At 56.3% G+C, this 22677-nt stretch carries 19 protein-coding genes; 9 read left to right on the plus strand and 10 right to left on the minus strand.

Annotated features, from left to right (window positions below; genetic code table 11):
* Positions 1 to 7 precede the first annotated feature (7 nt).
* From serC to C1X29_RS06700, 9 genes are all read left to right on the plus strand, one after another.
* On the plus strand, positions 8 to 1093 hold the full coding sequence (gene serC / locus C1X29_RS06660) for a 3-phosphoserine/phosphohydroxythreonine transaminase (RefSeq protein WP_085745010.1): 1086 nt from the start codon (positions 8 to 10) through the stop codon (positions 1091 to 1093).
* Positions 1093 to 2187: a prephenate dehydratase gene (gene pheA / locus C1X29_RS06665; protein WP_007950913.1), complete on the plus strand. Its 1095-nt coding sequence runs from the start codon at positions 1093 to 1095 to the stop codon at positions 2185 to 2187. The genes serC and pheA overlap by 1 nt, the downstream gene beginning before the upstream one ends.
* Before the next feature lie 12 nt (positions 2188 to 2199).
* Positions 2200 to 3312 carry a histidinol-phosphate transaminase gene (gene hisC, locus C1X29_RS06670; RefSeq protein WP_007950914.1) on the plus strand — a complete coding sequence of 371 codons (1113 nt, stop codon included), beginning with the start codon at positions 2200 to 2202 and terminating at the stop codon, positions 3310 to 3312.
* Between the two features lie 28 nt (positions 3313 to 3340).
* Positions 3341 to 5548, plus strand: coding sequence for a bifunctional prephenate dehydrogenase/3-phosphoshikimate 1-carboxyvinyltransferase (locus C1X29_RS06675; RefSeq protein WP_240868636.1), 2208 nt, complete (start codon positions 3341 to 3343; stop codon positions 5546 to 5548).
* Positions 5545 to 6234 (plus strand): (d)CMP kinase, encoded by a 690-nt coding sequence (cmk, locus tag C1X29_RS06680; RefSeq protein ID WP_085647507.1) that lies wholly within the window; start codon positions 5545 to 5547, stop codon positions 6232 to 6234. The genes C1X29_RS06675 and cmk overlap by 4 nt, the downstream gene beginning before the upstream one ends.
* A 120-nt stretch (positions 6235 to 6354) precedes the next feature.
* On the plus strand, positions 6355 to 8040 hold the full coding sequence (rpsA, locus tag C1X29_RS06685; protein WP_102717097.1) for a 30S ribosomal protein S1: 1686 nt from the start codon (positions 6355 to 6357) through the stop codon (positions 8038 to 8040).
* 203 nt (positions 8041 to 8243) lie between these two features.
* On the plus strand, positions 8244 to 8522 hold the full coding sequence (locus tag C1X29_RS06690) for a hypothetical protein (protein ID WP_085745007.1): 279 nt from the start codon (positions 8244 to 8246) through the stop codon (positions 8520 to 8522).
* Positions 8523 to 8673: 151 nt separating this feature from the next.
* Positions 8674 to 8964, plus strand: coding sequence for an integration host factor subunit beta (gene ihfB, locus C1X29_RS06695; RefSeq protein ID WP_085745006.1), 291 nt, complete (start codon positions 8674 to 8676; stop codon positions 8962 to 8964).
* A 24-nt stretch (positions 8965 to 8988) separates the two neighbouring features.
* Positions 8989 to 9228, plus strand: coding sequence for a lipopolysaccharide assembly protein LapA domain-containing protein (locus tag C1X29_RS06700; protein ID WP_102717098.1), 240 nt, complete (start codon positions 8989 to 8991; stop codon positions 9226 to 9228).
* Positions 9229 to 9317: 89 nt separating this feature from the next.
* On the opposite strand, the gene C1X29_RS06705 is transcribed toward C1X29_RS06700, so the two are convergent.
* The 10 genes from C1X29_RS06705 to wecB all read right to left on the minus strand — a co-directional run bounded on the left by C1X29_RS06705 (position 9318) and on the right by wecB (position 21899).
* The gene (locus C1X29_RS06705; protein WP_102717099.1) at positions 9318 to 10328 is read right to left on the minus strand and encodes a glycosyltransferase family 4 protein; all 1011 of its coding nucleotides are present in this window, start codon (positions 10326 to 10328) and stop codon (positions 9318 to 9320) included.
* A complete protein-coding gene (locus tag C1X29_RS06710) occupies positions 10325 to 11284 on the minus strand; it encodes an SDR family oxidoreductase (protein WP_085745003.1) in 960 nt (319 codons plus the stop codon). The genes C1X29_RS06705 and C1X29_RS06710 overlap by 4 nt, the downstream gene beginning before the upstream one ends.
* Positions 11285 to 11286: 2 nt before the next feature.
* Complete coding sequence (locus C1X29_RS06715) at positions 11287 to 12465, minus strand: glycosyltransferase family 4 protein (RefSeq protein WP_085745002.1); 1179 nt, start codon at positions 12463 to 12465, stop codon at positions 11287 to 11289.
* A gap of 7 nt (positions 12466 to 12472) precedes the next feature.
* Positions 12473 to 14122 carry a heparinase II/III family protein gene (locus tag C1X29_RS06720; RefSeq protein WP_102717100.1) on the minus strand — a complete coding sequence of 550 codons (1650 nt, stop codon included), beginning with the start codon at positions 14120 to 14122 and terminating at the stop codon, positions 12473 to 12475.
* 51 nt (positions 14123 to 14173) lie between these two features.
* The gene (gene asnB / locus C1X29_RS06725; RefSeq protein WP_102717101.1) at positions 14174 to 16012 is read right to left on the minus strand and encodes an asparagine synthase (glutamine-hydrolyzing); all 1839 of its coding nucleotides are present in this window, start codon (positions 16010 to 16012) and stop codon (positions 14174 to 14176) included.
* The gene (locus tag C1X29_RS06730; RefSeq protein WP_102717102.1) at positions 16012 to 17634 is read right to left on the minus strand and encodes an O-antigen ligase; all 1623 of its coding nucleotides are present in this window, start codon (positions 17632 to 17634) and stop codon (positions 16012 to 16014) included. Before C1X29_RS06730 ends, asnB begins: the two co-directional genes overlap by 1 nt.
* 2 nt (positions 17635 to 17636) lie before the next feature.
* Positions 17637 to 18116 carry a serine O-acetyltransferase gene (locus C1X29_RS06735; RefSeq protein ID WP_085744998.1) on the minus strand — a complete coding sequence of 160 codons (480 nt, stop codon included), beginning with the start codon at positions 18114 to 18116 and terminating at the stop codon, positions 17637 to 17639.
* 2 nt (positions 18117 to 18118) lie between these two features.
* On the minus strand, positions 18119 to 19363 hold the full coding sequence (locus tag C1X29_RS06740; RefSeq protein ID WP_085744997.1) for a hypothetical protein: 1245 nt from the start codon (positions 19361 to 19363) through the stop codon (positions 18119 to 18121).
* A gap of 133 nt (positions 19364 to 19496) precedes the next feature.
* Entirely contained in the window at positions 19497 to 20762 is a 1266-nt protein-coding gene (wecC, locus tag C1X29_RS06745; RefSeq protein ID WP_085744996.1) for a UDP-N-acetyl-D-mannosamine dehydrogenase, read from the minus strand.
* 9 nt (positions 20763 to 20771) lie between these two features.
* Positions 20772 to 21899: a non-hydrolyzing UDP-N-acetylglucosamine 2-epimerase gene (gene wecB / locus C1X29_RS06750; protein ID WP_102686476.1), complete on the minus strand. Its 1128-nt coding sequence runs from the start codon at positions 21897 to 21899 to the stop codon at positions 20772 to 20774.
* Positions 21900 to 22677: the final 778 nt, after the last annotated feature.

Consider the following 22677-nt stretch of genomic DNA (forward strand, 5'->3'; position numbering starts at 1 on the left):
AGTGGATGTGAGCAAACGAGCCTATAACTTCTGCGCAGGTCCCGCTGCGCTGCCTGAAGCTGTCCTGTTGCGTGCCCAGTCCGAGATGCTCGACTGGCACGGCAAGGGTCTGTCGGTCATGGAAATGAGCCATCGCAGCGATGACTACGTGGCCATCGCCGAGAAGGCCGAACAAGACCTGCGCGACCTGCTGTCCATCCCCTCCAATTACAAAGTGCTGTTCCTGCAGGGCGGTGCGAGCCAACAGTTCGCCGAGATTCCGCTGAACCTGCTGCCCGAGAACGGCACTGCCGACTATGTCGAAACCGGCATCTGGTCGAAGAAAGCCATCGAGGAAGCGCGTCGCTTCGGCAACGTCAATGTTGCCGCCAGCGCCAAGCCTTATGACTATCTGGCCATCCCTGGCCAGAACGAGTGGAAGCTGACTCCGGGTGCGGCCTATCTGCACTATGCGTCCAACGAAACCATCGGCGGCCTGCAGTTCGACTGGGTTCCCGAGGCTGGTGACGTTCCGCTGGTGGTCGACATGTCCTCCGATATCCTCTCGCGTCCGATCGATGTGTCGCAGTACGGCCTGATCTACGCCGGCGCGCAGAAGAACATCGGCCCGAGCGGTCTGGTGGTAGTGATTGTCCGTGAAGACCTGCTGGGCCGCGCCCGCAGTTCGTGCCCGACCATGCTCGACTACAAGGTCTCGGCCGATAACGGCTCGATGTACAACACCCCGGCGACCTATTCCTGGTACCTCTCGGGCCTCGTCTTCGAGTGGCTGAAGGAGCAGGGTGGCGTCGCCGCGATGGAGCAGCGCAATAAGGCGAAGAAAGATCGCCTGTACGGCTTCATCGACAACAGTGACTTCTATACCAACCCGATCAGCGTCAACGCCCGCTCGTGGATGAACGTGCCGTTCCGTCTGGCTGACGAGCGCCTGGACAAGGCGTTCCTGGCTGGCGCCGACGCCCGTGGCCTGCTCAACCTCAAGGGCCATCGCTCGGTTGGCGGCATGCGTGCCTCGATCTACAACGCTCTGGGTCTGGACGCCGTGGAAGCGCTGGTTGGCTACATGGCTGAATTCGAGAAGGAGCATTCCTGATGTCCGAGCAGGAGCTCAAGGCGCTGCGCGTTCGCATCGATAACCTGGACGAGAAGATCCTCCAGCTGATCAGCGATCGCGCGCGCTGCGCCGAAGAAGTTGCCCGGGTCAAGATGGCCAGTCTGGCCGAAGGCGAGCAGCCAGTGTTCTATCGTCCCGAGCGTGAGGCGCAGGTTCTCAAGCGTGTGATGGAACGCAACAAGGGGCCGTTGGGCAACGAAGAGATGGCGCGCTTGTTCCGCGAAATCATGTCTTCGTGCCTGGCCCTCGAGAACCCGCTGAAAGTTGCATATCTCGGTCCGGAAGGCACCTTCACCCAGGCGGCGGCCATGAAACACTTCGGTCACGCGGTGATCAGCAAGCCGATGGCGGCGATCGACGAAGTGTTCCGTGAAGTGGCGGCCGGTGCGGTGAACTTTGGCGTGGTGCCGGTGGAGAACTCCACCGAGGGCGCGGTCAACCACACCCTCGACAGCTTCCTCGAACATGACATGGTGATCTGCGGCGAAGTCGAGTTGCGCATTCACCACCACCTGTTGGTCGGTGAAAACACCAAGACCGACAGCATCAGCCGCATCTATTCCCACGCTCAGTCGCTGGCCCAGTGCCGCAAATGGCTGGACGCCCATTACCCGAATGTCGAGCGCGTGGCGGTGTCCAGCAACGCCGAAGCGGCCAAGCGGGTCAAGGGTGAGTGGAACTCGGCGGCGATCGCCGGCGACATGGCGGCCGGGCTGTATGGCCTGACCCGTCTGGCCGAGAAGATCGAAGATCGCCCGGACAACTCCACGCGCTTCCTGATGATCGGTAACCAGGAAGTGCCACCGACCGGCGACGACAAGACTTCGATCATCGTGTCCATGAGCAACAAGCCTGGCGCGCTCCATGAGCTGCTGGTGCCGTTCCATGACAACGGGATCGACCTGACCCGGATCGAAACCCGTCCGTCGCGCAGCGGCAAATGGACCTACGTGTTCTTCATCGACTTCGTCGGTCATCACCGTGATCCGCTGATCAAAGGTGTACTGGAAAAGATCAGTCAGGAAGCAGTAGCACTCAAGGTGCTGGGTTCCTACCCGAAAGCAGTTCTTTAAGGGGTGGTAGCAATGAGTGGCAACTTCCTCGCTCTGGCACAGCCGGGCGTGCAACAACTTTCGCCCTACGTACCGGGCAAGCCCGTGGACGAACTGGCGCGCGAGCTGGATCTGGATCCGGCAAGCATCGTCAAGCTGGCGAGCAACGAAAACCCGTTGGGCGCCAGCCCGAAAGCGCTGGCCGCGATCCGCGAAGCGCTGGACGAGCTGACCCGTTATCCGGACGGCAACGGTTTTGCCCTGAAATCCCTGCTGGCCGAGCAATGCCGTGTCGAGCTGAACCAGGTGACCCTGGGCAACGGCTCCAACGACATTCTCGAACTGGTGGCGCGCGCCTATCTGGCGCCGGGCCTGAATGCGGTGTTCAGCGAGCACGCGTTCGCGGTCTACCCGATCGCGACCCAGGCGGTCGGCGCTCAGGCGAAGGTCGTTCCGGCCAAGGATTGGGGGCATGACCTGCCGGCCATGCTGGCGGCCATCGACGCCAACACCCGCGTCGTGTTCATTGCTAACCCGAACAACCCGACCGGCACCTGGTTCGGCGCCGAAGCGCTGGACGAGTTCCTGCAGGACGTGCCGGAGCATGTGCTGGTGGTGCTGGACGAGGCCTACATCGAATACGCCGAAGGCAGTGATCTGCCGGACGGTCTGGATTTCCTCGCGGCTTATCCGAACCTGCTGGTCTCGCGTACGTTCTCCAAGGCCTACGGTCTGGCGGCGCTGCGCGTTGGTTACGGCTTGTCCACACCCGTGGTGGCAGACGTGCTGAATCGCGTACGTCAGCCATTCAACGTCAACAGCCTGGCTTTGGCCGCGGCGTGTGCGGCGCTGAAGGACGAGGAGTATCTGGCGCAGAGCCGTCAGCTCAATGAATCCGGCATGCAACAGCTGGAAGCGGGTTTCCGCGAGCTGGGCCTGAGCTGGATTCCGTCCAAGGGCAACTTTATCTGCGTCGACCTTGGTCAGGTGGCGGCTCCGGTGTTCCAGGGCCTGCTGCGCGAAGGCGTGATCGTGCGTCCGGTCGCCAACTACGGCATGCCGAACCATCTGCGGGTGACCATCGGTCTGCCGGCGGAAAACAGCCGCTTCCTCGAAGCGCTGCGCAAGGTTCTGGCTCGTGGGTGATGTCACTGCGCTGCAATCTGCTGCACCTATGATCGGGCGCCTGGTGGTGGTCGGTCTGGGGTTGATCGGTGGTTCGTTTGCCAAAGGTTTGCGTGAAAGCGGCGTGTGCCGCGAAGTGGTCGGGGTCGATCTCGATCCGCAATCGCGCAAGCTGGCGGTCGAGTTGGGCGTGGTGGATCGCTGCGAAGATGATCTGGCAGCGGCTTGCCAGGGCGCGGACGTGATCCAGTTGGCGGTACCGATCCTGGCCATGGAAAAAGTGCTGGCCCGTCTGGCCAGTATGGATCTGGGGCAGGCGATCCTGACGGATGTCGGCAGCGCCAAGGGCAATGTGGTGCGCGCGGCGACCGAAGCGTTCGGCGGCATGCCGGCGCGTTTCGTGCCGGGCCATCCGATTGCCGGTTCCGAGCAGAGCGGGGTGGAAGCCTCCAACTCGGAACTGTTCCGCCGTCATAAAGTCATTCTGACCCCGCTGGAGCAGACCGATCCGGCTGCCCTGGCGGTGGTTGATCGCTTGTGGCGCGAGCTGGGTGCCGACGTTGAGCACATGCAGGTCGAGCGTCACGATGAAGTGCTGGCTGCGACCAGTCATCTGCCGCACCTGCTGGCCTTCGGTCTGGTCGATTCGCTGGCCAAACGCAATGAAAACCTTGAGATCTTCCGTTACGCTGCGGGCGGTTTCCGTGATTTCACAAGAATCGCCGGAAGCGACCCGGTCATGTGGCATGACATCTTTCTCGCCAATCGCGAGGCTGTCCTGCGCACACTCGATACATTTCGCAGCGACCTCGACGCCTTGCGCGACGCGGTCGATGCAGGGGATGGGCACCAATTGTTGGGCGTCTTCACGCGCGCCCGGGTTGCCCGCGAGCATTTCAGTAAAATCCTGGCCCGCAGGGCCTATGTGGACGCTATGAATTCCAACGATCTGATTTTCCTGGCTCAACCTGGTGGCCGCCTGTCCGGTCGGATTCGCGTACCGGGTGACAAATCGATTTCCCACCGTTCGATCATGCTCGGTTCTCTGGCTGAAGGCGTCACCGAAGTCGAAGGCTTCCTCGAGGGCGAAGACGCCCTGGCGACCTTGCAGGCGTTCCGCGACATGGGCGTGGTCATCGAAGGCCCGCATCACGGCCGCGTGACCATCCACGGTGTCGGCCTGCATGGCCTGAAGCCTGCGCCGGGCCCGATCTATCTGGGCAACTCCGGCACTTCGATGCGCCTGCTGTCCGGCCTGCTGGCCGCGCAGGACTTCGACAGCACCCTGACTGGTGATGCTTCGCTGTCCAAGCGTCCGATGAATCGCGTCGCCAACCCGCTCCGGGAAATGGGTGCCGTGATCGAAACCGCTGCCGAGGGTCGTCCACCGATGACCATTCGTGGCGGTCACAAACTCAAAGGCCTGACCTACACCATGCCGATGGCCAGTGCCCAGGTTAAATCCTGCCTGCTGTTGGCGGGTCTGTACGCCGAAGGCAAGACCACCGTCACCGAGCCGGCTCCGACCCGTGACCACACCGAGCGCATGCTGCGCGGCTTCGGCTACCCGGTGAGCGTCAACGGTGCCACGGCATCGGTTGAGTCCGGCGGCAAGCTGACCGCGACCCACATCGAAGTGCCGGGCGATATCTCGTCGTCGGCATTCTTCCTGGTGGCGGCGTCGATTGCCGAAGGTTCGGAGCTGGTGCTCGAGCACGTCGGCATCAACCCGACCCGTACCGGTGTGATCGACATCCTGCGCCTGATGGGCGCCGACATCACTCTGGAAAACCAGCGTGAAGTGGGCGGCGAGCCGGTTGCCGACCTGCGCGTGCGAGCGGCTAAACTCAAGGGTATCGAGATTCCGGAAGCGCTGGTTCCACTGGCGATCGACGAATTCCCGGTGCTGTTCGTGGCCGCGGCCTGTGCCGAAGGGCGCACCGTGCTGACCGGCGCCGAAGAGCTGCGGGTCAAGGAGTCGGACCGTATCCAGGTCATGGCGGACGGTCTGCTGGCGCTGGGCGTCAAGTGCGAACCGACCCCGGACGGCATCATCATCGACGGCGGCCAGATCGGCGGCGGCGAAGTGCATGGTCATGGCGATCACCGTATCGCGATGGCTTTCAGCGTGGCCTCGCTGCGCGCCACGGCACCGATCCGCATCCATGACTGCGCCAACGTCGCGACATCGTTCCCGAACTTCCTGGCGCTGTGCGCACAGGTCGGCATTCGTGTGGCGCAAGAGGCTCAGTCGTGAACAATATTGCTCCGGTCATCACCATCGATGGGCCAAGCGGCTCGGGCAAAGGCACCGTAGCCGGGATTCTGGCCAAGCGTCTGGGCTGGAACCTGCTGGATTCCGGTGCGCTGTATCGCCTGCTGGCGTTTGCTGCGCACAACCATGGTGTTGACCTGACCAATGAAGAGCTGCTGAAGAAACTGGCCGCTCATCTGGATGTGCAGTTCATCGCGGCGACCGACGGTCAACTGCAACGCATCATTCTGGAAGGTGACGAAGTCAGCGATGTCATCCGCACTGAAAGCGTCGGTTCCGGCGCTTCTCAGGTGGCTGCATTGCCGGCCGTGCGCGAGGCGCTGTTGCAGCGCCAGCGTGCTTTTCAGGAGTCGCCGGGGCTGGTGGCCGATGGTCGCGACATGGGCACGGTGGTATTTCCGAATGCGCCCTTGAAGATTTTCCTGACCGCCAGTGCCGAGGAGCGGGCGCGCCGTCGATATTTGCAGTTGAAGGGCAAAGTCGAGGGTGTTAGTCTGTCGAGTCTGCTAGATGAGATCCGTGCGCGCGACGAGCGTGATACCCAGCGAGCGGTGGCCCCGCTAAAGCCGGCGGCCGACGCCATACAGCTGGATTCCACGGAGTTGTCCATCGATCAGGTGCTGGAACGCATCATGAGCGAGATCGCCATTCGCGATATCGCCGGGTGAACAGGAAGGCCGCAGGGGACCAGTCATAGTCCTGCGGTGGCTTCCTTTAAATGAAACTGACCCGCATCGTCTGGGATGTGGAGACGGGCGTATTTTTCGCCCTAATCAACAGGAATTAAAATGAGCGAAAGCTTTGCGGAACTCTTTGAAGAAAGCCTAAAGACCCTGAACCTTCAGGCAGGCTCCATCATCACCGGTGTTATCGTTGATATCGATTACCAAGCTCGCTGGGTAACCGTTCACGCTGGCCTGAAGTCCGAAGCACTGATCCCTCTGGAGCAGTTCTACAACGACGCTGGCGAACTGAACATCAACGTCGGTGACGAAGTTCACGTTGCTCTGGACTCGGTTGAAGACGGTTTCGGCGAAACCAAGCTGTCCCGTGAAAAAGCCAAGCGCGCTGAATGCTGGATCGTTCTGGAAGCAGCCTTCGCAGCCGAGGAAGTGGTCAAGGGCGTTATCAACGGTAAGGTTAAAGGCGGCTTCACTGTCGACGTTAACGGCATCCGTGCGTTCCTGCCAGGTTCCCTGGTTGACGTCCGTCCAGTGCGCGACACCACGCACCTGGAAGGCAAAGAGCTGGAATTCAAGGTCATCAAGCTGGACCAGAAGCGCAACAACGTTGTCGTTTCCCGTCGCAGCGTCCTGGAAGCCGAGAACTCCGCCGAGCGTGAAGCTCTGCTGGAATCCCTGCAGGAAGGCCAGCAAGTCAAAGGTATCGTCAAAAACCTCACCGATTACGGCGCATTCGTCGATCTGGGTGGCGTGGACGGCCTGCTGCACATCACCGACATGGCGTGGAAGCGTATCAAGCACCCTTCCGAAATCGTCAATGTTGGCGACGAGATCGACGTCAAGGTTCTGAAGTACGATCGCGAGCGCAATCGTGTTTCCCTGGGCCTGAAGCAACTGGGCGAAGATCCATGGGTTGCTATCAAAGCCCGTTACCCAGAAAGCACTCGCGTTACCGCTCGTGTAACCAACCTGACCGACTACGGCTGCTTCGCTGAGCTGGAAGAAGGCGTTGAAGGTCTGGTACACGTTTCGGAAATGGACTGGACCAACAAGAACATCCACCCTTCGAAAGTCGTACAAGTCGGCGACGAAGTGGAAGTCATGGTTCTGGACATCGACGAAGAGCGTCGTCGTATCTCCCTGGGCATCAAGCAGTGCAAGTCGAACCCATGGGAAGACTTCTCTGGCCAGTTCAACAAGGGCGACAAGATCTCCGGCACCATCAAGTCGATCACCGATTTCGGTATCTTCATTGGTCTGGACGGCGGCATCGACGGTCTGGTTCACCTGTCCGACATCTCTTGGAACGAAGTGGGCGAAGAAGCCGTACGTCGTTTCAAGAAGGGCGACGAGCTGGACACCGTTATCCTGTCGGTTGACCCGGAGCGTGAGCGTATCTCCCTGGGTATCAAGCAACTGGAAAGCGATCCGTTCTCCGAGTACGTCTCGGTTAACGACAAAGGCGCAATCGTTACTGGCACCGTGAAAGAAGTTGACGCCAAAGGCGCCATCATCGTTCTGGCCGACGATATCGAAGCGACTCTGAAAGCCTCCGAAATCAGCCGTGACCGCGTTGAAGACGCGCGCAACGTTCTGAAAGAAGGCCAGCAAGTAGAAGCCAAGATCATCAGCGTTGATCGTAAGAGCCGCGTAATCCAGCTGTCGATCAAATCGAAAGACGATGCTGAAGAAAAAGAAGCTATCCAGAGCCTGAAAACCGCTCCGGAAGGCGAAGCAGCTGACACCACCATGGCGGCACTGCTGCGTCAAGCAATGGCCAAACAGAACTGAGTTCTGTCTGATCATTAAAAAGGGCGACTTCGGTCGCCCTTTTTTGTGCCTTCGATTTGGTAAGCCTCGCTCTCTGGTTATACGGGTGAAACCATTTCCTTTGCCGGGCGGTCTGTTTCTTTAATCGGATCAATCGTCTATTCGCGTCTAGGCTTAGTCTGAAGATCGCAGTAGTCGGGCAGGCGCCTGGCATAAGGATGTGAATGAACAAGTTTATAGTTCTGTTGGGTATGTTGGTGTTGGCAGGCTGTACGACTAGCGCCAAGACTCATGCGGTGCGCGGAGTCAGCGGTATCGAGGTTGACTGCTCCGGCTTGGGTTCGGGCTGGGAGAGGTGTCAGAAGCGCGCAGCCAAGGAATGCAAGGGGGCGGGTTACAAGGTGATCACGCGATCTGATGATGCGCGGGATGAGGATGAGTTTCCCTTTGGTTTCAATCCTGCCGGCTATGTCACTCGAACCATGCTGGTGATTTGTCGGTGAGTGAGCGTTGGCGTGCATGCGATCCGATGCCCTGAAAATGGGCGTTTCGGCGAGCGGAAAGATATGTCAAGCCCTGGGCTGTTCAAAATCTTCCGGGCGTGCTAAAACCTTTCAAGCGCTGATCTAGCTGCTTGAAAAAGAAGGGAAAAATATGACGAAGTCGGAGTTGATCGAACGAATTGTCACCCATCAGGGGCTGCTCTCATCCAAGGATGTTGAGCTGGCCATCAAGACCATGCTTGAGCAAATGTCCCAGTGCCTTGCCACAGGTGATCGTATCGAGATCCGTGGCTTTGGCAGCTTCTCCTTGCACTATCGTGCGCCGCGAGTCGGCCGCAACCCGAAGACAGGGCAGTCTGTCAGTCTTGACGGAAAGTTCGTTCCCCATTTCAAGCCAGGCAAAGAGCTTCGGGATCGAGTGAATGAGGAAGAGGATGAATAGTAGATATGACCAGGGAAGCAGTTTATGACTAATCTCAAACGAATCCTCTTGGGAGGATTTCTACTGCTGCTGGTTCTGGTAATCCTGGCATTTGTACTTGAAAATCAGCAAACAGTATTCCTGCTGTTTCTCGGTTGGGAAGCACCTCATTTACCCGCTTCTGTCGTAATGTTGGCGGCACTCTTGGTCGGTATGATCATCGGCCCTCTGTTACGTCTGTTATTGGGTCGTGCTCTACGCGCTCGGCGCAAACCTTCGATTTAGATTTTTTAAGTTTCCTGAGCAGAATAAAGAGGGGAAGCCATGGCTTCCCCTCAATTGTTTCTGCAACAAAATACTAAATCACCACTGGCTTATTCCTTGCCTCCAGCATTGAACTTCACTGCCAGCGCTGCTAATGGCACATAAGCAATCAGAACCCCCAGCAGACCGTCCAGGTAACCGTTAGCCACCAATAGCGCAATCGGCAACAGCCAGCAAAGATTGATCGCGGCAACGCCCAGCGTGACGGGCAGGTGCTTTTTGTATTTTCGAGAAGCGAATTGATAAGCATGGCTACGGTGAGCTTCGTAGACTTTTTCTCCCCGTAGCAGCCGGCGGAACAAAGTCCAGGTTGCATCGACGATAAACACGCCCAGCAGAATCAGCCAGCTCCACAGCAATTGTGGTGCGGCCCAGGCAGCCTGCAGGGAGAGGACGCCCAGAGTGATCCCGAGGAAGCCGCTACCAGCATCCCCCATGAAGATGCGAGCTGTCGGGAAGTTCCAATACAAAAAACCGGACACTGCGAAGGCAAGCAGAAGCGGGAGGAGGGCCAATACACCATTGCCCGTCAGCCAATAAAGCAACGTTGCACCCAGGCAAACAAAAATCGCCTCGACGCTGGCAATGCCATCAATACCATCCATGAAGTTATACAGGTTCAGCAGCCAGACCAGATAAAACGCGGCCAATACATTGCCAACCCAACCCAGGTCAAATACGAATCCGAAGATCGTCAGAGGTGGTAAGCCGCCTATCCAGTAAAGTGCCCAAATGGCTGCAATGAAATGACCCAGCAAACGCCAGCGGGCGACGATATGGCCGTGATCATCCAGAAAGCCCAGTACTGCGATGCCGACACCTGCCCCCATCAATGCCCACATCGTCGGCAAAGTGATGGCACCCATGCTTGTCGCCAATATCAGTGCGACCAGAAAGCTCACAACGATCGCAACGCCGCCACCTCTTGGGGTGGGGACGGCGTGGGAGCTTCGGGCGTTGGGCACGTCTATAAGGCTTTTAGCCAGCGCATATTGCCGTAGGGCTCCGGTCAGAAACAGTGCAACGACGGCGCAAGCCGGTAATAACCACCACATATTCATTTGATTCGCAGGTCCAGAAAGTGTTTAGCCGTTTTACGCAGCGCCTCATCGACAGAGACGGGCGGGGTCCAGTTCAAAAGGGTACGTGTTTTTTCAATATCTACCTGAAGTGAACCGCACAGTCGTTGTGCCAGGGCTTGCTTGCCCAGCATCGATGCCCCGGTTTCAAGTACCCAGCCGGGGATTGGCAGCATTCGGACAGGTTTGCCCAACGCAGCGCCCATGCGCCGAAGAAGCATGGTAGTCGATAGGTCTTCGCCATCGCTGACCATGAAAGTCTGGTTCGCAGCAGCAGGATGGACTACGCAAGTCGCAATCAGGTCAGTGAGATTGTCCAGTGCGACGAGGCTGCGGCGGTTGTGAAGTGCGCCGAATGGCAGCGGCACGCCTTTGTGGAGCCAGCGCATCATGCTGAGAAAGTTGGCCTGTACACCTGGCCCATAAACCAGTACGGGACGGATGATGACTACTTCCATCCCGGTTTCTGTGGAAAGCGCACGTAGTCCCTGTTCGGCCTCAAGTTTTGAAATCCCATAGGGATCAAGAGGCACAGGTTGGCTTTCAGCGCTGTAAGGGTTGCCTGGGGTTGTGCTCTCGCCGTTGACTTTCACTGAGCTGATGAAGATGAATCTTCGGATGCCTGCTTCAGCCGATTGCCGGGCGAGATTCAACGTGCCCTCGACATTGGTCTTGCGGTATTCGGCAAGAGGGTCGGATGACTCGTCGCTCATGACATGCACGCGGGCAGCCGAATGGATGACGACATCATGTCCGCTCAGCACCGACATCCAGTTCTGCTCGCTGGACAGATCGCTGATCAGCGCCTGAGTTGCACGGGAGTCGAGCTCATTCGAGTTTTTGCGAACAGCAGCGGTAACCTCATGACCCTGCTCCAGCAGCAGAGGTGTCAGGCCGCGTCCCACAAAGCCCGTTGCGCCTGTAAGTAGAATTCGCATGATCAGGAAACTTCCGATGTGGAGATTACATCTACAGCCATGTCGCGCATGATATTCGCTCTGGAGAACCGATCGATAAAGGCCGCGCGTGGGGTCGTGGAGATCGTCAGTCTTTCGAAGGATTCGACCGCCGCATCGACATCACAAGGTGCAAATACCGATGCATTTTCGATGTGCTCGGTCACAAACTCTGCCGCGTAGCCTGCAATGCCCGCCCAGATCGGTTTTCCCAGGGCAGCATATTCGAACAGCTTGGACGGCAATACTTTACGAAATGCATCGTAGTCATTCAGGTGCAGAAACAATATGTCCGCTGATTGGTAGACGCCGATCAGTTCGTCGCGTTTGACCGGGCTCAGCAGGTCGACATTGTTGCACTTGGACGCATTGATGGCGTCTTTCAATGCAGCCAGTCGGCCGCCATCACCGATTACCTTGAATCGCACCTTTCCTTCAAGGCGTTTTGCCAGTTGAGGGATGATGTTGTGAAGGCCCTGACCTTCCCCGAAGTTTCCTGCGTACACCACATCCAGAATGCGGTCCTGGTTGTCTTCGGTGTTCACAATCGGCAGGTTGAGGAATTCGTCATCGATACCGTTGGTAAACAGCGAATACTTCTGGTCCGGGTATCTGGATTTGAAGTAAGGAAGAAAGCCTGCTGAGACCAGGTTGACTTTGCGCGCCGACTTTATCGTGAAGCGTTCGAGCAACGAGAGGATCGGTTTGATGAACCGCACCATCTTCCCGGATAGAACGTCCTTGATGGTGTCCACGAAAATGTCACGGATGTCGAGGTACAGTGGTGTTTTCTTGCTGCGGGCAATGACGGCTCCAAGTGTTGCGGTCATCAGGCGTGAAGACGTTGCATAAACAAGGTCGTAGTGCTTGCCGCGAGCGAAGTTGCGCACATGTCTGGCGTAGACCAGAAACGCTTTTGCCTGATCGACCATCCCGCTTTTGTGAGCGGGCAGGGCGATACGGCGTATGGTCAGGCGCGGATGTTCTTCAAGCTCGGGCGCTTCGCTGCTGAATGAGCTGTAGCGATTGGGCAGTGTCGTGATCAGTTCGATATGGGCATCAGCCGGCAATTTATCCAGCAATGCCTTTACCAGTGCCGTGGTGCGGAATGAGCCGGCGGACAGATCCGGCTGATAATAAAAACTCAGGACTAAAAGTTTCAAATAAGCCTCACCACGTTACGCGGGTAATAAGTGTGTCTGATGATAGTTCGACAACGATGCATTGGTTCGCCACGGACTTGCCGAACTCCGGGTGCCAGGTTGTGTTCGCAATGCTGATGCATGCCGCGCCCGAGATGGAGACAGAGACTGTCTCTCCAGAAGCCAGGGTGATTGTCAGGCCGTTGTCATTCTGAGTCACTGACGCCTCGGGGTGGAGGTGGAATCTTGCGATCGACTTGTCAAAGGCGCCCGTTACCGAATCGTTGATCTGTAGCGTGTTCCTGGTGGCGTTCCACTCCCGCGTGTGAAGGTTCTTGCCCTTCAGGCGCTGGTAGCCGTCATGTGAGCAAACGATGCGAACGGATTCACCGGTGCTCTCGAAGGTGCTCAGGCTGACGCGGGCGCGGCGGGCGACCCTGAAGCCGGCCCAGACCTCCGAGGAATTTTCGCCATCGATCTCTACGGTGTTATGAGCGGCGGTACTGCGTTGACGATGACGCTCGCTGTCCTCGCCGTATTGCGATGTGCCGGAGTTAACGAATACTCGCTGCCCGAATACGCTCAACTCGAAGCTCAACGTATCTGCGTGAGTATGGCCGGGCTGATAAACGGGAGCGACTTGTGCAAAGTTCAAGAGTGCTTTGCTGCCCTCACCGAACGCTATGTGCGCAAACCCGCTTTCGGCATGGCAAATGGCACCGATCGAAGAAGTGTCCGCTGCGTCTGCCGGTGGCTGGCAACCCAGCAAGGCGGCATAACCTTCGATGTCGCGCAGGGCAGGAGCAATGCCGAAGGCGCAATCATTGAAGAAGGGGATTTCGCCATCAGGATGCTGCATGCTGCGCAGCCAGATGATTCCTTGCTCGATCACTCGGCGCCACTCGGGTGCACGGCTTTTCAGTGCGTCGATTTTGGCATTGAGTGCCAGATTGAGCAGGTCGCACATGTCCCAAAGCAACGAGGCGTGGTACATGGGCGACAGTTCGAAATGCGCCCCATCTGTCAGGAATTGCTCCTTCACCTCTCTGTCCAGAATCTTCAGTCCGGTTTTCAGCCAGTTCCCGGCCTCCCCGGTCTGCAGAAAGCTGCCCGCGAAAACCAGCGCCTTGCCATTCACGAACAAGTGATTTGCGAGGATGTGATATTCAATCCGTTGTGACAGTGCGTGTGTCTGCACTGCCAGGCTTTCCAGCCAGCGCTGATCCAGATGCGGCTGCATTTGCAACCACTTGACCAGGTTAACGATCCTGAGGGACAGCGTATAAGGTTCCCAGCCACAGCCGGCGAACGGCGGGTTGGCCGTGATCCAGCTGTTGACCAGATCCGTTTCCGAGAGGGATGAATCATGTTCCTGGCGGGCGGTCAGGTGATCCAGATAATGCAGATTGTATTGCCAGATCTTTGGCAGCGACTCGTTGTGCCATTCGATGGCCGCCTTGCTGCCCATGAAGTCGAACTGCCCGTCTTCGGTTATGCGCGATGAATTCCAGCGAGGTGGATTGGCCAGATCAAAGGACGGGTTCTTGCTCGCCGGTGTTGCGGCATACGGTTTGATCTTGGCAAAACGATAGTAGATTCGATAGAGAATCTGCTCCGGTCGCAGCACTTTGGCAGTGTGGTAGAGCTTTGTGAGCCGGGCTATCCGTGCGTTGCGCATATGAGTCACTGATTCAAATGGTTGATTCGTTGTAATGTATTTTCGAGCTACTCAAGCGAAGTTGAATTTGAGCCAGCGTTCAAAATACAGAAGTTGCCAGAGTTTGTAGGTGTTATTGGCGGCACCGGAAAAGTGACTCTTTATCAGCCGCTCAACTTCCTCGCGATTGAGGAATTGATAGATTCGCTGGAATTCAGATGCCAGGCGTTCCGCACCCAGGCGCAGAATGATCCCGTCCAGAGGAGGGTTGAACCCGGTTTTCGGACGGTTGACCAGCGTGGAGGGGAGCAGGCTTTTCAAGAGCGTCTTGAGCGGTGCTTTAGGCGCGCCGTCTTTCAACAGATCGGCACTGGAGGTTGCGAACCCGTTGGCAACGACGCGCTCATCCAGCAACGGCACTCTGAGTTCGATGCTTGCCAGCATGCTTGCCTTGTCGGAAACGCCCAGGTTGTGACTCAGGAACCCGGTCATGTCGAAATGCTGTGCGCATTTCACTTTATCGTCCACATCGCCTTTGTACTGGGTCAGCACATTGTCCAGGCGCTGTTTGTACGTGTTTTCCAGTGTCGAGTAGTTGGAGAAGAAATTGCTGAGTTCCTGTTTTGAGAAATAGCCGAGCATCCGCGAATACGCCAGCGGCCAATAACTTTCCTGGGCGTACGAGACGAGTCGCTCGAACTTCTTGTCGAGTTTTTTCGGGAAAAGATTGAGCTTCAGCAACGATTTGAGCAGCGGGTAGACCGCGCGGATCAGATTGTGGTGCTTGAGGACCTTGTATCGGGGGTATCCGGCAAACGCTTCGTCGCCACCCATTCCGCTGAGCATTACGGTATATCCGCTCTTCCTGGCCTCGTCGGACAGTCGATAGGTGGCCCAGAACGTATAATCCGACACTAGCTCTTCAGTATTTTTGGCGACGAAGTCGATGGATTCAAACGGATTGTCGTTCGCGTCGAGAATTTCGGTAACTTTAAGTTCTTTGCCCAAGTGCTTGGCGATCTCGGCAGAAAACTTCATGTCCACCGCGGAGTCTTCGGTTTCTTCGTATTTCGCGAAAAACAGGTCCGCAGCTCCTGTGTAGTTCGCAAGAATGCTGGAGTCGGCGCCGCCGCTGAAGAACACCCCTACCGGAACATCAGCTTCCAATTGACGGGTGACCGCAGACTCGATGGTGTCGGCAATGGACCGTTGAGTATTGAAGTTGATGATGTCCTGGTAGCGTACGGTTGTACGGGCACCGGTGGTCAGGTCAAATTCGATATAGGTTCCCGGCTGTACTTTCTTGATTGCCTTGTAACCGGTGTTGGGCTCGTAGATGAACCCATTGTTGAAGAACTCGAACACGTCATCGTTATCGATCTCAGCAACAACCTCTGGATAGCTTTTCAGACCGCGTATTTCCGAGCAGGCATAAAAACCATTGGCGCTTGAATAGTAATAAACCGGCTTGATGCCCACGACATCTCTGACCAGAAAGAACTTCCTGGCATTCTCGTCAAGAATGACCAGCGAAAACATTCCTTGCAGTTGCTTGAATGCCTGTTCCTTGTATTCGACATACAGCTTCAGGATGACTTCGGTATCGGACGTGCCGTTGAAGGTATAACCCTTCTTGACGAGGTCGTCCCTCAACTCGTGATGGTTGAAGACTTCGCCGTTGAAAATGATGCTGATGCCATTCCCGGCATGCATGGGCTGGCTGCCGGCGGCTGTCAGATCCAGAATGCTCAGTCGGTTGTGACCGAGTCCTATCTGGAAGTCCGCAACGGTAGTGAAGTATGTTCCAGAGGCATCCGGTCCACGATGTTTTGTGACGGCAAGACTCGCTTCCAACTGGAGGTTGGTGTCGGACGCGGACTGCTTAACACAAAAGAAACTTAAACCGCACATTATGCCTTGAGCTCCATATTTTCTTGATTGGTGGTGTTTTGCACAGGCGACGACGGTGAGGGTGAAGCCTCGCCTGTATCAACACTCTTCCTGTCGTTTTGAACTTTCGGCGCTCGCGAGAGCGCTTGGGTGAGAATCAGGCCCCAGGCTGTAGCGAGCAGCAAGTTGAAGGTGATCAGGCGGAAAACGGCGAAAAACAAGCCGTAGATGGCCATGGTCAATACCACGGATCGCAGTATCGTCCAGTGGGCTGGCTCGACTCTGAGCGAGGTCACTCGAAGGACAATCGGGCCCAGCAGGACCAGCGCATAAGTAATGATTCCCAGCAGGCCACCGACCATCAAGGTATAGAGCGGCCAGTTGTGAATATAAGCGACCCATTGGGTAAACGATTCCCCGCTGGATGTTTCCCAGCGCATTTCGTGTTTGATGCCCAGTCCGTTACCCGCTACCGGGTGCGACTTAAACATGTCCCATGCAATGCCATACTCTACAACGCGCGAAGAGACGTTGAAGTCGGCATTTTCCTTTGTTGGAACGATGGGTTGCAACATGCCATCGTCGCCGGCTTTTGATTCTTCACTTGGCTTCCAGTTAACGATTGTCTCTATGCCAGACTCGATCAGCAGGCTCATCCTGCCGAGCCAGATCTGCTGCATGCCTGTAGCGAAAATGAACAGCAGCGCGCAGATGCCCAGAGCGGTGGCGCTCACCATCAATTTTTTTCGCAGTTGGGCGTGAAACACAAAAACGAAGGCGGAAAACAGCATCATCACCAGCAGTGCGCTCAACAGCATGCTGCGGGTGAAAGTGATCAGTACGGCGGTCATGCAAAGCAGAGACATCAAGGCACCGACAGCGGTGATCTGCTTTTGCCGCGACAGGATGCAAGTGACAAATCCGGCCGCCATTCCCACGGGCAGCAGACTGTCGGTCGCTTGCGCCAGAACCATGGTTATACGGTCGCGCATGGGGCCGATAGCATTGGCATTGTGCAAGGCGGCTTCTTTTGTAAGTTTGATGGCCTGAGCGTCTGCAGGGTCGATCCAGTAGGGTCTCCAGATGCCTTGGTAGAAGTAGTAAAAAACGATATATCCGGCGGTCAGAAAGACCAGCGTCGCTACTGAGCCGCCTACCCAGTGAATACGCGTTTGATCCTGACTGACCAATATGCAGACAGGGATCAATGCGTAGATGAACAGGAAGGGAATGACGCCCCTCACCCAGTCGGCGAGGGGAACGTGATTGTGCATGGCAACTGCCAGGTTGGTGCCCAATATAAGGAGACCGACCAGCAGGGGAGCTGCGAATACCTTCAGTGCATCTTTTAACGTGTACGTGCGCAGGAGCTGCAGCAGGCTGCCTGCAAAAACGGTGGCCAGCAATGCTGCAAATGATAGCTCCTGCAGGCCCAGTGAGGGTGGCGCCGGACGCATGGCAAATGCCATTGGAAAGAGCGCCAGCAAACCGTGCCAAGGCGATTTCAGTGCCATGAGAATAAGGAGAAGAACGCCGGCGGTACCGATGTAGAACGCAGCGCCAGGATCTTGTGAAAGAAGAATGGCAGTGCCCGCGCCGGCAGCAATCGCGCAACTGTTTTTATTAAAATATGATTCTTTCATCATTATTCTCCGGCCATCTTCCGCGGACGAATTGCTTTGAAATCAGCAGATGTCTGGCCAACAATTCGAGCGGGAATTCCAACAACCACGGAGTTGTCTGGTACGTCCTTCAGTACGACGGCGGACGCGCCAATCTGGCAGTTGTTCCCGATCTTGATGTCGCCGATTATTCTTGCGCCTGCACTGATATAGCAGTTGTCGCCAATCACGGGGCACTTGTTTATTTCGCTGGATGCAAAGCCTTCCGCCGCACCGATCGTGATGCCCTGGCCCAGCACGCAGCCGCTACCGATCCTGGCGTTTGCGTGAAGCACAACGCCGATGGCGCCATAAGCGAAGATCGAGCCTTTGCCAATGCTTGCCGAAACGGGGACATACGAATTGAAGATCAGGAAAATGAAATTTCGAATGAGCATCGGAATAACCGGGATCTTTCGTTGATAGAACCAGTGTCCAATACGATAAAGCGTGACTGCGTTCATTCTCAAAACCTCAATTTACGGAAATCTGCCAGGCGCAGACGGAGAGTCCAGGTTGCGATGATCAACAGGGAGCACATATAGAAAATGCCCCAGATCAGGCTGACGTTGGCCATGACTATAGAAAGGGGGGAAAGTATTGCCACCCAGAAAATCACCGGAAGCTGGATGCCGGGGCGACAGAACAGGTGCAGTGTCAGCAGGTAAGCGGAGAACCCCAGTGCATAGAATACTTTTGCGGCCTCAAGTCCCTGCACGAAAAAGACCATGCAGACCACAGCGATACAACCCAGTGATACGTTTATCGCGATGACCCTGCGGTGAAATCCCGAGGCAATGAGATATCGCTCCGTCACCACCGCCCAGTAGAGAACCGGCAAGCAGGGGAGCAGGGCCAGATAGCCCGAATATTTGGGAAAGAGCCACGATACGAAATAACCGAACAACCCCACGAGCGCGAAGTACATCACGGCGATCGACATGATGATCCGGTATTGCTCCTGGCGCTGGCCTCCGGATATGAACGAAACAAATACTGCCCTGACGTTGATGGGGAAAAGACTGGTTGCGGATTGAATGATCGACACAATCACGCGAAACAGTCCCAGCTCACGAACCGGCAGGATCTTCGAGAGTATGTAAGGTAGTATGTTGGTGAACAGGTTGAAGAACAGCGTGATGGAGATCATGCGCGGCAGAAGGGTAATGACCTGCCAGAGCGTTGAGCCCAGCTGCTTGCCAAGCGGTAGTTTTGCTCCGTGAGTAAACAGCGCAACCAGTGCCAGCAGACAAGGGATCAGGTTGGTCAGGCACAGGATGTCCACGATGCTCAGCGGCCAGATGTTCTGATGGCTGACAAACAGGGCGGCGAAGAAAACCCCCAGAAACAGAATCAGATACCCGACGATCCAGCGGTAGAGTCGCAGTCCGAAAAGTGACAGCAGGCAGGCTGAACTAAGCAGCATGACGCTGAGCAGCAAGGGATTGCCCAGATCCGTCAACTGACTTAGTCCGCTGAAGAGCAGGAAGATCAGGCTTGCCATAAATAAGGAAGTGACAAGGATGTGTTCAGGTTCAACGCTTGCAAGAAGTTGCTCGTTGATGATGTCCAGCAGTTTCTGAAATAAAAAAACCAGCACGTTGGCTTTGATGAACTCGCCATAGGCTTCAAGTCCATATAAACCAGGAATAACAAAGTTTACTACCAGGCCACTAATCAGTGTCAGCGCCTGAATCAGCAGATTGACCATGTCTCAACCTTCTTCAATCTCATCATGACTAATTCGAGCACATGATCATCGGAGTTTTCATCGAAACAACGAAGTGCGCAGGACCCGATGACTCGTGGAGACACCTGGTCCTGCGCTCAGTTTCGATAAGTGGTCAGTTCCAGATACCGCGCGTATCGACTCGCTCTGCACGCGCCAGGCTGCTTTGCGGGATCGACTTGAATTGCTTGTGGTCGACAAGCAGAACAATCACATCTGCTTGAGCCAGTGCGCTGTCGATATCGCAGAGAGTGACTTTGCCTTCCATGTTGGCAGGCAATTGATCGATATTGGGTTCGACGGCCAGTACCTTGCCCGGATGAGCATCGGCAATTTTCAAAGTGATTGCCTTGGACGGGCTTTCACGCAGGTCGTCGATATCCGGTTTGAAGGCCAATCCGAAGCAGGCGACTGTAACATCCTTGGCCGTCTTGTCCGGGTTTGCCTGCAGATGCTTGCCGATGGCTTGCTGGACCTGGTCGATCACCCATTGCGGCTTGCTGTCGTTCACTTCACGAGCTGTGCGGATCAGGCGCGCCTGCTCCGGAGTCTTGCTGACAATGAACCATGGGTCCACGGCGATGCAGTGGCCACCGACACCCGGGCCGGGTTGCAGAATGTTCACTCGTGGGTGGTGATTGGCCAGACGGATCAATTCCCAGACGCTGATACCCAGCTTGTCGCATATGATCGAAAGCTCGTTCGCAAATGCAATATTCACGTCACGGAAGCTGTTTTCGGTCAGTTTGCACATTTCGGCGGTGCGGGCGTCCGTGATGATGCACTCGCCTTCAACGAAAGTTTTGTACAGTTGCACGGCAGCTGCGGAGCATTTCGATGTCATGCCGCCAATGATGCGATCGTTCTCGATCAGTTCACGCAGTACGTGACCCGGCAGAACGCGCTCGGGGCAGTGTGCGATACGAATGTCGGACTCTTCGCCATGGGTTTGCGGGAAGGTCAGGTCCGGGCGGGCCTCTGCCAGCCACGCGGACATCTGTTCGGTCGCACCCACTGGAGAAGTGGACTCGAGAATGACCAGATCGCCTTTCTTCAGAACCGGAGCGATGGATTTGCTGGCGGATTCGATGTAGGCAAGATCGGGCTCATAGTCGCCTTTGAAAGGCGTAGGAACGGCGATCATGAACGCATCTGCCGGTTCGGCGACGGTGGTGGCCCGCAGGAAACCTTCGGTCACGGCTGCGTGGACGACGATATCCAGGTCTGGTTCGACGATATGGATTTCACCGCGATTGATCGTTTCGACAGCGCGGGGGTTTACATCGACGCCAATCACCTTTTTCTTGCGGGCGGCGAAAACGGCTGCCGTTGGCAGTCCAATGTAGCCGAGACCGACCACAGAAACAGTTTCAAAGCTCATACGTTGGCCTTATTGGATTTTGGAAAGAGTTTCGAGAATGCGAGCACAAGCCTTCCCATCACCGTAGGGATTGTGAGCGTAGCTCATCTGCTCGTAGGCATCAGAGTCAGTCAGCAGGCGGCTCAAGTTGCTTGTAATTGCGTCTACGGCAGTACCGACAAGTTTTACGGTACCTGCCTCAACAGCTTCCGGGCGCTCCGTTGTATCACGCATCACCAGGACCGGCTTGCCGAGCGAGGGGGCTTCCTCTTGAATGCCGCCCGAGTCGCTGAGGATCAGGTAAGAGCGATTCATCAGCCAGACAAACGGCAAGTATTCCAGAGGCTCGATCAGGTGGATGTTTCCGATGCCTGCCAGAAGACGATTCACAGGCTCCCGTACATTCGGATTCAGATGCACAGGGTAGACAATCTCGACGTCCGGAAAGGCTTTCGCGGTAGTGGCCAGTGCCTTGCAGATGTTCTCGAAGCCGTCGCCGAAGCTTTCACGGCGGTGGCCGGTGACGAGGATTACTCGCTTGCCTTCACCGATGAACGAAAACTGCTCGTGGAAAGCCTGTTGCAGAGAGGCTGTGTTGCTGACGCGTGAAACAACGTCCAGCAGGGCGTCGATGACCGTGTTCCCGGTCACGTGAATCGAAGCTTCCGCTACGCCTTCCTTGAGCAGGTTTTGTCTGGAGGTCTCGGTAGGAGCGAAGTGGACCGCTGCCAGTGCGCCGGTAAGTTTGCGGTTAGCCTCTTCCGGCCAGGGCGAATAGAGATTGCCGGTACGCAACCCCGCCTCGACATGAGCAACCGGGATCTGCTGGTAGTAGGCCGCCAGTGTCGTTGCAAACGTGGTTGCCGTATCGCCATGTACCAGAACGATATCCGGCTTGTATTCGGCAAAGACCTTTTTCATGCCTTGCAGGATTGCCGTGGTGACGTCGGTCAGATCCTGGCCCGGCTTCATGATGTTCAGATCAAAGTCGGGCTTGATCTCGAACAGATCCAGTACCTGGTCGAGCATCTGGCGATGCTGACCGGTCACGCACACTTTGGCTTCGAAGCGTTCGTCGGCAGCAAGGCTCAGCGCCAGGGGAGCCATTTTGATCGCTTCAGGGCGCGTGCCGAACACACATAACGTTTTCAAAGTCATCACAACACCGCTATTGAAAATAAATGAAATTTACCGCGTGTACATGCCGTACCACTTGTCCGCAGAGGGACGATTGGATAACTCACTGAGCCGTTCTTCCTTGGTTTAGCCTAATGACGCGTAATTCAACCGGCATGCTGAAGCCCGCAGGTCTTATATAGGTTCATCGGGTTTATTGATGTTCTGTACATGTTGCGCTCAAGGGGTAATGGGCTTTCTGGTCGGGATTGATTCGTTTCCGGCATCTTGCACTGTCTGACGTATCTTATCGTTACCCAGGAAGCCGCTATTGCACGCAGGGCAGAGTCATGCCTTGAGCAGCGTGGTCGATCGACCGTCGGGACGCTTGTCCAGGAGGAGACCCGAGAGCATGCGCAGTTTGCCCTCATGAGCGCGCGAGCGCGTTTTTCCCATGAATAGTCGCTCGCAGGGAGCCTGTGTAATTCCTTTGGCGTAATCGACATTGTCGAGAGACATCTTTGTCATCAGGGGCAACCGCTCAGTTTGTGTTAACCGTGCATGTCTTGGGAATTGAAATGAATCAGCGCGTCTGGAAGCCGCTGTTAGTCGGTATCGAACGTGCCGCATGTAAATGCGACGCCGATTATAGCCTTCTTTGCGCGACGCTTTCCAAGGTTGTGGCGTTGCGGATCGCGGTCTCTCGTTTTTGCTGTCCATCAGGCTTCAAGAGGTCTGAAGCCATGAAGGGACGTCGAATGTATCGGTTTCGGTACGTTGCATCGATCACTCTCGTCCTTGAAGTGACATGCGGCTGATG

It is taken from the genome of Pseudomonas sp. GW456-12-10-14-LB2, from assembly GCF_002884345.1.
Classification (GTDB): Bacteria; Pseudomonadota; Gammaproteobacteria; order Pseudomonadales; family Pseudomonadaceae; genus Aquipseudomonas; species Aquipseudomonas paraglycinae.

Excerpts from the sequence above, each read along its gene's own strand:
- pheA (WP_007950913.1), top strand. The coding sequence starts at position 1,093 with ATGTCCGAGCAGGAGCTCAAGGCGCTGCGCGTTCGCATCGATAACCTG.
- hisC (WP_007950914.1), top strand. The coding sequence starts at position 2,200 with ATGAGTGGCAACTTCCTCGCTCTGGCACAGCCGGGCGTGCAACAACTT.
- C1X29_RS06675 (WP_240868636.1), top strand. The coding sequence starts at position 3,341 with ATGATCGGGCGCCTGGTGGTGGTCGGTCTGGGGTTGATCGGTGGTTCG.
- rpsA (WP_102717097.1), top strand. The coding sequence starts at position 6,355 with ATGAGCGAAAGCTTTGCGGAACTCTTTGAAGAAAGCCTAAAGACCCTG.
- C1X29_RS06690 (WP_085745007.1), top strand. The coding sequence starts at position 8,244 with ATGAACAAGTTTATAGTTCTGTTGGGTATGTTGGTGTTGGCAGGCTGT.
- ihfB (WP_085745006.1), top strand. The coding sequence starts at position 8,674 with ATGACGAAGTCGGAGTTGATCGAACGAATTGTCACCCATCAGGGGCTG.
- C1X29_RS06700 (WP_102717098.1), top strand. The coding sequence starts at position 8,989 with ATGACTAATCTCAAACGAATCCTCTTGGGAGGATTTCTACTGCTGCTG.
- C1X29_RS06705 (WP_102717099.1), bottom strand. The coding sequence starts at position 10,328 with ATGAATATGTGGTGGTTATTACCGGCTTGCGCCGTCGTTGCACTGTTT.
- C1X29_RS06710 (WP_085745003.1), bottom strand. The coding sequence starts at position 11,284 with ATGCGAATTCTACTTACAGGCGCAACGGGCTTTGTGGGACGCGGCCTG.
- C1X29_RS06720 (WP_102717100.1), bottom strand. The coding sequence starts at position 14,122 with ATGCGCAACGCACGGATAGCCCGGCTCACAAAGCTCTACCACACTGCC.
- asnB (WP_102717101.1), bottom strand. The coding sequence starts at position 16,012 with ATGTGCGGTTTAAGTTTCTTTTGTGTTAAGCAGTCCGCGTCCGACACC.
- C1X29_RS06730 (WP_102717102.1), bottom strand. The coding sequence starts at position 17,634 with ATGAAAGAATCATATTTTAATAAAAACAGTTGCGCGATTGCTGCCGGC.
- C1X29_RS06735 (WP_085744998.1), bottom strand. The coding sequence starts at position 18,116 with ATGAACGCAGTCACGCTTTATCGTATTGGACACTGGTTCTATCAACGA.
- C1X29_RS06740 (WP_085744997.1), bottom strand. The coding sequence starts at position 19,363 with ATGGTCAATCTGCTGATTCAGGCGCTGACACTGATTAGTGGCCTGGTA.
- wecC (WP_085744996.1), bottom strand. The coding sequence starts at position 20,762 with ATGAGCTTTGAAACTGTTTCTGTGGTCGGTCTCGGCTACATTGGACTG.
- wecB (WP_102686476.1), bottom strand. The coding sequence starts at position 21,899 with ATGACTTTGAAAACGTTATGTGTGTTCGGCACGCGCCCTGAAGCGATC.